At 43.5% G+C, this 12,398-nt stretch carries 11 protein-coding genes; 9 read left to right on the plus strand and 2 right to left on the minus strand.

Annotated features, from left to right (window positions below; genetic code table 11):
- From ACHUFM_RS00005 to ACHUFM_RS00015, 3 genes are all read left to right on the plus strand, one after another.
- On the plus strand, positions 1-109 hold a 109-nt coding region (locus ACHUFM_RS00005), incomplete at its 5' end, for an IS3 family transposase (protein ID WP_394179054.1).
- A gap of 108 nt (positions 110-217) precedes the next feature.
- Positions 218-490 (plus strand): hypothetical protein, encoded by a 273-nt coding sequence (locus ACHUFM_RS00010; protein WP_394178340.1) that lies wholly within the window; start codon positions 218-220, stop codon positions 488-490.
- Between the two features lie 77 nt (positions 491-567).
- Positions 568-1,746: an MFS transporter gene (locus ACHUFM_RS00015; protein WP_394178342.1), complete on the plus strand. Its 1,179-nt coding sequence runs from the start codon at positions 568-570 to the stop codon at positions 1,744-1,746.
- Between the two features lie 35 nt (positions 1,747-1,781).
- Here ACHUFM_RS00015 and ACHUFM_RS00020 read toward each other — a convergent pair whose 3' ends face one another.
- Positions 1,782-3,005, minus strand: coding sequence for an MFS transporter (locus tag ACHUFM_RS00020; RefSeq protein ID WP_394178344.1), 1,224 nt, complete (start codon positions 3,003-3,005; stop codon positions 1,782-1,784).
- Between the two features lie 277 nt (positions 3,006-3,282).
- Between ACHUFM_RS00020 and ACHUFM_RS00025 the strand changes: the two genes are divergently transcribed.
- The gene (locus tag ACHUFM_RS00025) at positions 3,283-4,509 is read left to right on the plus strand and encodes an MFS transporter (protein ID WP_394178346.1); all 1,227 of its coding nucleotides are present in this window, start codon (positions 3,283-3,285) and stop codon (positions 4,507-4,509) included.
- On the opposite strand, the gene ACHUFM_RS00030 is transcribed toward ACHUFM_RS00025, so the two are convergent.
- Positions 4,502-5,425: a helix-turn-helix domain-containing protein gene (locus ACHUFM_RS00030; protein ID WP_394178348.1), complete on the minus strand. Its 924-nt coding sequence runs from the start codon at positions 5,423-5,425 to the stop codon at positions 4,502-4,504. The genes ACHUFM_RS00025 and ACHUFM_RS00030 overlap by 8 nt on opposite strands.
- A 208-nt stretch (positions 5,426-5,633) precedes the next feature.
- Between ACHUFM_RS00030 and exaC the strand changes: the two genes are divergently transcribed.
- The 5 genes from exaC to ACHUFM_RS00055 all read left to right on the plus strand — a co-directional run bounded on the left by exaC (position 5,634) and on the right by ACHUFM_RS00055 (position 12,354).
- Positions 5,634-7,151, plus strand: a complete 1,518-nt coding sequence (gene exaC, locus ACHUFM_RS00035) for an acetaldehyde dehydrogenase ExaC (RefSeq protein WP_394178350.1) — start codon at positions 5,634-5,636, stop codon at positions 7,149-7,151.
- A gap of 221 nt (positions 7,152-7,372) precedes the next feature.
- Positions 7,373-8,755, plus strand: a complete 1,383-nt coding sequence (locus ACHUFM_RS00040; protein ID WP_394178352.1) for an L-serine ammonia-lyase — start codon at positions 7,373-7,375, stop codon at positions 8,753-8,755.
- A 305-nt stretch (positions 8,756-9,060) separates the two neighbouring features.
- A complete protein-coding gene (locus ACHUFM_RS00045) occupies positions 9,061-10,638 on the plus strand; it encodes an inorganic phosphate transporter (RefSeq protein ID WP_113874315.1) in 1,578 nt (525 codons plus the stop codon).
- Between the two features lie 173 nt (positions 10,639-10,811).
- Positions 10,812-11,492 carry a hypothetical protein gene (locus ACHUFM_RS00050; RefSeq protein WP_394178355.1) on the plus strand — a complete coding sequence of 227 codons (681 nt, stop codon included), beginning with the start codon at positions 10,812-10,814 and terminating at the stop codon, positions 11,490-11,492.
- Between the two features lie 79 nt (positions 11,493-11,571).
- On the plus strand, positions 11,572-12,354 hold the full coding sequence (locus ACHUFM_RS00055; protein WP_394178357.1) for a hypothetical protein: 783 nt from the start codon (positions 11,572-11,574) through the stop codon (positions 12,352-12,354).
- Positions 12,355-12,398: the final 44 nt, after the last annotated feature.

The following is a 12,398-nucleotide window of genomic DNA, read 5'->3' on the forward strand; positions in this document are numbered from 1 at the left end:
TGAAGCAATCAAGGAATACATCGAGTATTACAACAACGATCGAATTAAGCAGAAACTAAAAGGCCTGAGTCCGATAGCGTATCGAAATCAGGCCTTGAAAGCCGCTTAGAACAGAGTCCAACTTTATGGGGTCAGTTCAAAATTGAGCTCTTTTTTTATGCCTGAAATTCAGGCAAAGTGTTGCTTTTCTATCGATCTAATATGAAAGGCTTTTCACATGAAAAATAAAGAGACGTGGTTCCCAGCCAAAGAGAATGGATTGGGTTGGGGAAAGCCGACTACTTGGCAAGGCTGGTTGGTCTTGTCATTGTACTTGTTTGTTTTGTGTCTGATTTCCATTCTCGTTGATCCCAAAGAAGCCTTAATGGCGTGGGCTTTTTGGGTCGTGTGTGACACGTTCGTTTTGCTCTTGATATGTTATTTAAAGGGCGAACCACCAAGCTGGAAGTGGAAGCCAATTGAAAAAGAAAAACGTAAGTGGTTTAAGTAATCTTAAAGATTTTAATCGCAGATTAATGCTTTAAACTGTCAGAAAATACAATTACTTGCTTTTAAAAGGATGTATTCATGCGAACTTCTGGCATTTTGTTACTGATTGCTTATTTGGGCTTTATTAGTCTCGGTTTGCCAGATGCGGCACACGGTATTAACTGGCCCTTTGTCAGGGCAGCGTTTCATGTTCCAACAGGATGGTTGGGGGTGGTGATTGCTGGCGGAGGGATTGGCTATTTAATCTCGAGCTTTTCAGTGGGCTGGCTATTGTCCAGATTGGGGGTAGGCTGGCTGCTTGTGCTGAGCAGTGGCTTAGTAAGTTTTGGCTTATTTGGCTTCTACCTAAGTACCAATTTCACGATTTTTGTTTTGTATGCCATGGTCATTGGTTTAGGGTCTGGAGCGATTGATGCGGGCCTCAATGCTTATGCCGCAGAGCACTTTTCCACTAAGCACATGAACTGGTTACATGCAGCGTTTGGGGTTGGTGCAACAGCTGGCCCTATTATTGTCACCAGTGTATTGCTGCATTTTTCGCAGCATTGGCGATTGGCTTATGCGGTGATTGGCAGCATTCTGTTGTTAATGGCATTGGTCTTTTTCTTCAGCCGTCATTTATGGCGAAGCCACCAACATGCACCGAAAACCTCGATTGAAGAGGTGAAAGAAGACGATCTAAACATTACCCAATGGCAAGCTCTAAAACATCCCGTTGTCCGTTTCCAAATCGCCTTTTTTTTACTCTATACTGGTGTTGAAGTCGGAGTTGGACAGTGGGCATTTACGCTTATGACGGAGACTAGAGGTATTTCCATTGCCAGTGCCGGCACTTGGGTGGCCGTGTACTGGGGAGCGTTAGCTTTTGGACGAGCCATCTTTGGTTTTCTGGTGGAGAGGTTTTCAGTCGATCGATTATTGGGCTTATGTTTGTTTGGCTTGGTGTTAGGCGCTTTGTCGTTTACCAGTAGTCTGCATGCTTATTTTAGCTATTTTGGTTTGGCATTAATGGGCTTTTGTGCAGCGCCAATTTTCCCTTGTATGATTTCTCAAACCGCCAATCGTGTTGGAAAAAAAATGGCTACTTATGCGATTGGGTTTCAAATGAGTGCCGCTGTAACAGGCGCTATGACCTTGCCATTTCTAAGTGGTTTAATGGGTGAGCAGTTTGGTTTGATGTTTGTCAGCTTAAGTTTTTTCGTTTATGCCGCGGCATTACTGATCCTATTTATGGTCATTATCAAGCGAGCAAACTGACGTTCTTTCGCTTGATATTCTGCCTGAAAAACGTTTTATTTTCTTTCTTCTTCCAATGTATTTCTTTGCACGAGTGTGGGGAACAAATACATCCAGATACCAACCACGGCAAGTGTGCCGACACCACCCACAATAATGGCCGGAACGACACCAAACCACGCGGCGGTGACGCCAGATTCAAATTCACCAAGTTGGTTAGAGCTGCCAATGAATATAGAATTGGCGGCACTGACTCGTCCCCTCATTTCATCTGGTGTTTCTAATTGCACCAGCGTTGAACGAATCACCACGCTGATCATATCGGAAGCACCCAATAATACCAGTGCGAACATGGAAAGGATGAGTTGATCTGATAAGCCAAACAGAATGGTCGCCACCCCAAATACGCCGACGGCAGCAAACATAATTTTGCCAACACTTTGAGTTAACGGATGTCTAGCCAAGTAAATAGACATGAGCAAGGCACCTAGTGCGGGCGAGCAACGCAGTAGACCAAGTCCCCATGGCCCGGTTTCTAGTATGTCTTTGGCAACAATCGGTAACAGTGCGGTCGCGCCGCCTAATAATACGGCAAACATGTCCAATGAGACGGAGCCCAGAATGACCTTATTACCTTTGATAAACATCAAACCGCCGAGTAAGTGTTCTAAGCTAACGGGCGTTTTATGTTTAACGGTAAAGTTGTAGCGCAAGAAGGACAAGATGACACAGGAAATAAGAAAACAGCTCATGCTGGTGCCGAACAAGGTTGTTGGCCCTAATAAGTAAATGACACCACCGAGAGCGGGACCAGCAATGACAGATATCTCGCGAGCAGATGCCATCGCACTGACCGCTCTGGAAAGTTGTTCACTGGGAACTAGGTTCGGCAGAATGGCCTGATTGGCAGGTAATTCAAAGGCCCTTGCTGTACCAAGTAAGGCGGCACAGGCATAAATCATATTAGCGGATACGGTATCGGTAAAATTGCCATAGACCAAAATTGCGACAGTGCAGGCCATGGTTAGGCGTGTAAACACGCAAATTAGACGGCGATTGTAGCGATCAGCCACATGGCCGACCAATAAGGTTAATACAAGTTGCGGTAAAAATTGACATAACCCCACAAGCCCAAGAGCTAAAGGACTGCCTGTTAAATCATACATCTGCCAACCAACGCCAACGCTGAGCATTTGAAAGGCAAAGGAGGACGCTATTTGGCCGATCCAGTAGTGTAAAAAGTTTCTGTGTTTGAAGAGGGAGGGTAAGTCTTGGCTCAAGTTGGCATACTCATTAGGTTACTGAATTTATATTCTATCCTGCTTTGAGGTTGAATAAAGGGGATTGGGTCTTCAGAAAAAGTTTAAGAATTGTGAATTTTATAATCTTTTTCCTGATAACTGCCTTTTTGTTCGATGAATCAGGAATAATGTCGAGTGGATATAAGCAAGCTTGGATGGCTTGCTTTTTAACAAGATAAAACAATAGGCACTTCCCCTTTACCCTATTGAATAAGCCACTCTGGCTTATGGTTTTATAACTTTATAAGGACAGATCTTGATCAATTCAGAAACCTATACCTCAATGCATGAGTCTGTATCCCGTTGGTTATTGCTGATTTGTTTGGCGGCAGTGGGCATTGGGCAGTCATTTGTATTTACTTCCTTGCCACCGATTGGTCGTGAAATCGGCTTGGCAGACGTTCGCATCAGTACCTTGATCACCGCAGGGGCGGCGACGTTTGTGATAGCGGCTTTTTTCTGGGGCAGTATTATTAATCGTATTGGTCGGGTGCGCTCAGTTATCTTTGGTATGAGTAGTTACGCAGTGACCATTTCAGCGACTGGGTTTGTGTTACAAGAAGCACTAGCGGGACACCTTTCTGCCGAGCAAACCTATGTCTTTGTGTTTACCTTGCGGATCATCTTTTCCATGGGGATTGCGGGCATTTTACCTTCTATCCAAACGTTTCTGATTGCTCATACGGACATTAAGCACCGCAGTGCCACGATTGCCATGATTGGCGCGGCTTTTAGTATTGGTATGATTTTAGGGCCTGCATTTGCTTCTTTGTTAAGTAACCTAGGTTTGACGGTGCCTTTTTACATTATTGCCTGTCTTGCAGGTTGCGCGGCGATTTTAGTGGCTTGCTTTGTGAAAGATGGTAAACATGTGCGTCAGTTTCAAAAACCGCCCAGAATTAATTGGCTGAAGCAGCCTGTCATGCCGTTTCTGGGAATGTCGACTCTGGCGATTTTGTCGGTAACTGGCATTCAACAGATTATGAGCTTTCTAATTCAAGACCGTTTCCAGTTAGACGTTGCAGAAACCACACATCAGTTGGGTTTTGTGATGATGACCATGTCTTGTTTTAGTATCTTGGTGCAGATGATTCTAGTTCCGCGTTTCCGGCTCGGTGTGGTCACATTGATCTCAGCTGGCGTGATATTGGGTGTATCCGCTCAATTAGCCTTTATTTTCTGGCATTCGATGGTCGGTGTATTTGTTGCCATGGCTCTTTTCGGTGCCGGCTTTGGCTTTCTTTTTCCCGGTATTGTGACCGCACAAACCTTACTTGTGAAAGACGATCAACAAAGTCGTTTGGCCAGTATGAATGCGTCAATGCAAGGGTTGGGAGCTGCCCTTGGCCCCGTCATTATGGCGTCGCTGTATCAACTGGAACAATGGGTGCCTTTTATTGCACTTATCATCGGGCTGCTTTTCTTGTGTGTGGTATTTGCCTACTGCAAAGCCAAGTTTGGTACGGCTTTTAAAACTAATTAATCAATTTAGCCTGAGCCACTTGACGTGGTGTGACACCAAAATGTTGGTGAAAGCGCCGACTGAAATGGCTTAGGCTCAAATACCCTAATTCATAGCTGACTTGGGTGACAGAACCGTTTTCTTTTAGTCGTTGGTAGGCTTTGCTCATTCTTCTTTGGTGCTGATATTCTAATGGCGTACAACCAAGTTGGCGTTTAAAACAGTCGTAAAAACGACTGCGACTCATGCACGCCATTTTAGCCAGTTGGCAGGTATCCAGAGGCAGTGATAAATTGTTTTCGATCCAATGAATCACATGGGTGATGCCATTAGTATCAGGGGCATTTTTTGTAAATTGCAGTAATGCTTCGCGACCATGGTGGCGTAAGATTCGAGTAATGAGTTCACTCACACCAAAGTCCACCAGTAAATCTCGATCAGGGTCATTTTGCACATAGTCACTCGCGAGGCGGTCTAGCACTTGCTGAGTGGCTTGGGTGTGTATGGTATGTAGATGCTGGTTGGGATCAATCGGTTGACTGGAAGGCAATGACGCGTGCATCACATCATTCATCCGATCGCATATTTGTGCCACTTTTTCGTTTGAAATTGCGATGGTTAGGCAGGTCGTAGGCTTAGTCAGTTCTGCTTCTGGGAAATCAATAAAGACTTCTTCATCTGGTGCGAGAATAAAAGATTCATGTGGTAGAAAAGGGATGTTGTTTTGGTCTTTGGTATGCATGACTTTCGCGCCCGTCACCATACCGCAATAGAGTAAGCTATCGGCTTTCAAGCTGACTCGATTGGCCTGCTCATAAGTATCGTAGATACTCAATTCTGAATGAGGGCCAGCAAAACAGACTCGATTCTCAACCAGTTGAACTGGCGAACGTTTTCGCGCCAAAATGGCTTTTGTAGATAAGGTTGAAACACTCATAATCACACCTCTTGTTAAACTTGTTATGTTGGCGTGTTGCGCTTTCTGTTGTTCATCATCGCCCGAGCTGAGCTAGGGGTCAATCCTAAAATTTGGATCACCAGACAAATATCATGGACTGGCAGGCAAGTTTTCTCCTCAGTTTGTTTCTACAGTTAGTTGTTAGTCAAAAACAACAAAAACAGAAACGATAACGGAGATAGAAAGTATGATTTATTCTAAACCTGGTACCAGTGGTAGCTTAATTTCTTTTGAAAGTGATTATGGTAACTTTATTGGTGGTGAATGGGTTGCGCCCGTAAAAGGCCAGTATTTCGATAACACAAGTCCTGTCGATGGTCAGGTATTTTGTCGTATTCCGCGCTCTACTGAAGAAGACATTAATTTAGCACTTGATGCCGCTCATGCAGCACGAGTTGAATGGGGTAAAGCTTCTGTCACCACTCGCTCCAATATTCTGCTCAAAATTGCCGATCGAATCGAAGCAAATCTAGAAGCATTGGCCGTCGCTGAAACTTGGGATAACGGTAAAGCGGTGCGCGAAACACTGAATGCAGATATTCCTCTAGCAGCCGATCATTTCCGTTATTTTGCAGGTTGTTTACGTGCTCAAGAAGGCAGCACCGCAGAACTAGATGAACATACTGTGGCCTACCATTTTCATGAACCTCTTGGTGTGGTAGGACAAATTATTCCTTGGAATTTTCCGATCTTGATGGCCGCGTGGAAACTTGCACCAGCCTTGGCGGCGGGTAACTGTGTGGTATTGAAACCTGCAGAACAAACGCCAGCGTCTATTTTGGAGCTGGTTAAGGTGATTCAAGATTTATTGCCTGCAGGCGTTTTAAACATAGTCAACGGTTTTGGTAAAGAAGCCGGTCAAGCTTTAGCAACGAGCAAACGTATTGCCAAAATTGCCTTTACTGGTTCTACGCCTGTTGGTTCTCACATTTTGAAATGTGCTGCTGAAAACATTATTCCTTCTACCGTCGAGCTAGGTGGTAAGTCACCCAATATTTATTTTGGTGACATCATGAAACAAGAAGAGTCTTACATTAGTAAATGTGTGGAAGGCTTAGTATTGGCTTTCTTTAACCAAGGTGAGGTATGTACTTGCCCTTCACGTGCTCTGATTCATGAGTCCATTTATGATGACTTTATGAAGCTGGTGGTCGAAAGAACCAAAACCATTAAACGTGGTAATCCGCTTGATACTGATGTGCAAGTGGGGGCGCAAGCGTCGAAAGAGCAGTTTGATAAAATTTTAAGTTACATTGATATCGGTAAAAAAGAAGGCGCTGAATTACTGATTGGGGGGGATGTAGAGAATATCGATGGCTTGGATAATGGCTTCTATGTGCAACCTACCTTGTTCAAAGGGTCGAATGAAATGCGTATTTTCCAAGAGGAAATCTTTGGTCCTGTGGTCAGTGTGACGACGTTCAAAGATGAAGCCGAAGCCTTGGCGATTGCGAATGACAGTGAGTTTGGTTTAGGCGCTGGAGTATGGACGCGTGATACTAACTTGGCCTATCGCATGGGAAGAAACCTAGAAGCAGGTCGAGTGTGGATGAACTGTTATCACCAATATCCAGCTCATTCTGCATTTGGTGGTTATAAAAAATCTGGGGTTGGTCGTGAAACCCATAAAGTGGCATTAGAGCATTATCAACAAACGAAAAACATGTTGATTAGTTACGATGTCAATCCGCTTGGTTTCTTCTAATAAGCAGCGAACGGTACATTTAGTATCTCAAGCCAGAGCATAAGCTCTGGCTTTTTTGTGTTGTTTGACCGAGTTTTTTGGTCTTGTCGCGTCATTTATTTGCCTATCATCGAATACTTTTCTTGTTTCCTATTGGAAACTATCTTTCATAAATGATAATTTCAGCGTATTCATTTTGTCTGTTCATCACAGATTAGGTCGCTAAATGGCGAGGACTTACTATGGCAATCAGTTTATTCGATCTTTTTAAAGTAGGAATTGGTCCTTCCAGTTCGCATACTGTCGGCCCTATGGTTGCAGCGAATCAATTTTCTCATCAGTTACAAGAGCATGGCCTTTTAGGCAGAGTCGCGCATTTAAAAGTGGATTTATATGGTTCTCTTGGCGCAACAGGCAAGGGTCATGGAACGGGTGTTGCTGTACTAATGGGGTTGGAAGGAGAGCTTCCAGAAAGCATTGATCCGAGCAGTGTGTCTGCACGAGTAGCACAGATTGAGTCTGCTTCTATGGTTCGTGTTTTAAAGGAACACAGTGTTGCTCTAAATGTGTCACAAGATTTGACATACCATCGCATTGATCGTTTAGAGTTTCATGCCAATGGCATGGTATTAGAAGCGTTTGATGAAAACGGCAAAAACCTGCATCGAGCGACTTTTTACTCTGTCGGAGGTGGGTTTATTGTCGAAGAGGATGAGCAAGGCAAGGTGTCTTTGGTTGAGGATACCACAGAGCTGCCTCATGTTTTCCATGATGCTGAAACCCTAGTGGCCTTGTGTCGAGAAACTGGTAAGTCCATTGCTGACATCATGTTGGAAAATGAGCTGGCATGGCGAACGGAAGACGAAGTGAAGCAAGGTATTTTGTCGATCTGGTCGGTGATGAAGGAATGTGTGCAGAAGGGCATTCAAAATGAAGGCATTTTACCTGGTGGTTTAAAGGTTAAACGGCGTGCCGCCAGTTTGTATCGAGATCTGTCGAGCAAAACACGCATGGATATGATTACCCCCTCTTTGGGTGCAATGGACTGGGTGAACTTATACGCTTTAGCGGTAAATGAAGAAAATGCAGCGGGAGGTCGAGTTGTGACGGCACCAACCAATGGTGCAGCTGGCATCATTCCTGCGGTTCTACATTATTATTGGGAGTTTTGCCCACGTTCCAGTGAAGAAGGTGTAATTGAGTTTTTGTTAACCGCTGCTGCGATTGGTTTGTTATTTAAAGAAAATGCGTCTATTTCGGGGGCAGAAGTCGGTTGCCAAGGTGAAGTGGGTTCGGCCTGTGCGATGGCGGCGGCTGGATTGGCGGCGGCAACAGGTGGATCACCAGAGCAAATTGAAAATGCGGCTGAGATCGGTATGGAGCACAATTTGGGGCTAACCTGTGACCCAATTGGTGGCCTAGTTCAGGTGCCTTGTATTGAACGAAATGCCATGGCTGCGATGAAGGCAATTAACTCTGCGACTATGGCGTTGAGAGGAGATGGCTCGCATTATGTCTCTTTGGATAAGGTGATTCGTACCATGAGAGAAACGGGTAAGGATATGAATGACAAATACAAGGAAACCTCTAGAGGCGGTCTTGCAGTGAATGTGATTGAATGTTGATGACATTTTTGTGGCAAAAATATGACAAGTAATAAAACTGTCATATAACTGTAGTATATTGATTTCCAGTGCCTTTCAGGGCACTTTTTTTTACCTGTAAATAATGTCGCTGTCTTTCTGTCTTGACTGGGGTTTTTATCTATTAATGCTCAGTGTAGAATGACGCCGCATTGAATTTTACAGAAATGTGACGGGATGATTTAAGCACCAAATTACGTCGTAATGCTGGGATAAGCATTCGTTTGAATTGAGAAAACTCATATTTCAAAGATTTGGTAGAAATTAATTATAGATAGTAGAGCCTCATGGATCTTACAAATAATTCCAAAAAAACGTCCGGTTTACTAGCCGGTAATGATTTTATCCGAGTTTTGGTTGCACTTGCCTTTATTCTTGCTTGTGGCTTTTATGCTTCAGTGAATGGTGTTGCCGCCTCTAATCTGTCCATCTTAGCCATTGCTGCGGCGATTGGTGCTTATATGGCAGTTAATATTGGTGCTAATGATGTGGCCAATAACGTAGGTCCAGCGGTTGGTTCAAAAGCCTTGTCGATGACAGGGGCGATCTTGATCGCGGCAATTTTTGAAGCGGCTGGTGCGCTTATCGCTGGTGGTACTGTGGTTGGTACGATCAAAAAGGGCATTATTAATCCGAATGCGATTGCCGATGCAGAAACCTTTATCTGGGTAATGATGGCGGCATTATTGGCGGGAGCAATTTGGTTAAACCTTGCCACCTACCTTGGTGCACCAGTATCAACGACTCACTCTATTGTCGGTGGTGTGCTTGGTGCAGGTATTGCGGCTGGCGGTTGGGACATCGCTAACTGGGATAAAATGGTTGCGATTGCTGCAAGCTGGGTAATTTCACCTGTATTTGGTGGTGTGATTGCGGCGGTGTTCTTGATTTATATTAAGCGTGCTGTTACCTACAAGAGCGATATGATTGAAGCGGCAAAGAAGACGGTTCCGCTACTTGTTGGCATCATGGTATGGGCATTTTCGACTTACTTAATCCTCAAAGGCCTTAAGAAAATCTGGAAATTAGACATTATTTCTGCAGGTCTGATTGGTTTAGCTATTGCTTTAACAGTTTATTTTATTGTTCGTCCAATTGTAGATAAAGCAGCGTCAAGTTTGAAAAACGACAAAGACTCAGTGAATAGCTTGTTTACCATTCCTTTGATTGTTTCGGCTGCTCTGTTGAGTTTTGCTCACGGTGCCAATGATGTGGCAAACGCGATTGGGCCGTTGGCGGCGATTAATGATGCTTTGATCTCAGGCACTGTGTCTGGCAAAGCAGCGATCCCGATTTGGGTAATGCTAATTGGTGGTGTTGGTATTGCTTTTGGTTTGGCTTTATTTGGACCAAAACTGATTCGCACAGTGGGGTCAGAAATTACAGAGCTGGATAAAATGCGTGCTTTCTGTGTGGCGATGGCAGCTGCCATTACTGTCATCATTGCCTCTCAATTAGGTTTGCCTGTGAGTTCAACACACATCGCTGTTGGTGGCATCTTTGGCGTGGGCTTTTTGCGCGAATACTTGAAGTTGTCTTACAACAAAAAACTGGCAGCTATTATTTCTCATTCAGAGTCTGCCGGTCATGATGCTGAACAAACGCAAGCTTTTGTTGAGCGCTTCGAAGTGGCGGATGTGATTGAAAAACGTGCCATTTTGCGTGAGCTAAAAGCAGCTAAAGCGTCATCGCCAATTAGTTCTTCTGAACGTAAAGGTTTGAAGAAAGCGACCAAGAAAGAGTTGGTTAAGCGTTCCGCACTACTAAAGATTGCAGCGGCTTGGGTGATTACAGTTCCAGCTTCGGCAACCTTAGCAGGTCTAATTTTTTACATGCTGTTGGGCTTCTCAGTTACCCACTCATAAGTTTGTCAAAATAGACCTTTAAATTTTGTTTTAACGAGCAAAGTTGGCGATAAAAAGACCAGTATTCTGGTCTTTTTCTGTTTTAATGGCTCTGTCTGTGGTATATAAATGTAAAGTTTTAATGCACAGATTTGTTTTGGCCCACTGGAATGTCTTAGTTAAGGGAATTACGCTTGTTAGGTTTTATTGCCATTCTTGTTACGATTGCTGTAAGTGGCTTGTTTTTCTTTGTACGCTGGAAACAGAAACAAGATGAACTGAGAAAACGTTTATTAGAACGATTATCAAGCCGCGGAGAGAAAATGCTGCATGCGTTTAGCATGTTGTCTGATCGATATTTCTTAAAAGAGACGAAGCTTTTTTTAATTGAGTATCTGTTATCCGTCATTCAACAGTTAAAGCGTGCGGGCATTAATACGGAATTTACTTATGAGCAATATAATTTGACCAAGTTATACTCTGAAATTGCGTCTGGTAAAAACGTATCAGAGAAACGCAGAGTAAACAGCCAAGTAGAGTTTGAGCAAACTCAGGGAGCGTTGCAATTTATCCTTAAAGAGCTTCGCAGCTTGTTGGATGGGAATAGTATGAGCCGAGTAATGATACGTCATCATATTGGTTTAGTTCGTTTTACTTATTCCTTGGCCTATCGAGATCACTTGGTGAGTCAGGCGAAACAAGATTTAGAGCATGAACGAAGAAGCCGAGCGCTGGAAAAGTATCGTTTGGCTTTAACGGTGATGGATAAACACAGTACACTCGGTTTGGCGCGAAAGGAATCTTCGCGTTTGCAAAATATGATATTGGATGTCGAAGAAGCGTTATTAGATAAAAAAGAAGAAAATCAAGAATAGTATTATCTTTAAATAGTGGGTGTTTAGTTTGAATCGACTAATCATCGACTGAATATTAACCTAGTAAACGACGTATTATATGAGTGCTGTTACCATTACCGTGCTGTTGTTAGTGATCGGAGGCTTTATTGCTTTTGCCATCGTGCTGCAATTAAAAGAGCAGGCTCGTTTGGAAAAGCTTCGTAAAATAGCTTCCTTGAACAACCAATTGCGTCAAGTACGTCGTTATTTGGATGAAATGCCGCCTCAATATCAACCAAAAGACATGCGAATATGGTTGTTTACTCGAATGCTGGCCATTTATGATCAACTACTCTCCTTACAACCTGATGCGAGTCTAAGTCGTCGTCGAAACCATTTGGCGGAAGAGCTGTCAGAGTTTCAAGAAAGCAAGCAAAAACGTCGTGCTCAACCCATGAACGATGAATTAAAAATCATCGAAGTGAAGCGTCTTTTTGAGTCGTTTAAATCTTTTTTAATACAAGCGCAAAAAGATAAAATTGTCGGATCCGATGTAGCTCATCGTTATAAAAAATTAATGGATTTCTATCATTATAAGGTCAATGCGGATTACCATGCCTATTTGGCACGACGAGCATTCCTAAGTGGGCAAATGGAAAGTGCGATTGATCTTTATAAGGAAGCTTTGGTGCAGTTGAACCCTATTCAAGAAGAGGTGGAAGCTCAACCTATTATCCAAAAATACCAGGATATATTACAAGAAATTGAAGAAGATTTAGCGCTACAAAAGGCGGAAGAAGAGCTAACCAAGAGCATGGACAGTGAAGAGGAAGAAGAGCTTGATGATGAATGGAATAAGTTTATCGAAGGTTCTACTTTTCAAGAGAAAAAACGTTTTTGAGGCATTTCTTTTTAAGTTCGTATCCCCTATCCTAGAGTGAATTC

Source organism: Marinomonas posidonica (assembly GCF_043643765.1).
Taxonomy (GTDB): Bacteria; Pseudomonadota; Gammaproteobacteria; order Pseudomonadales; family Marinomonadaceae; genus Marinomonas; species Marinomonas posidonica_A.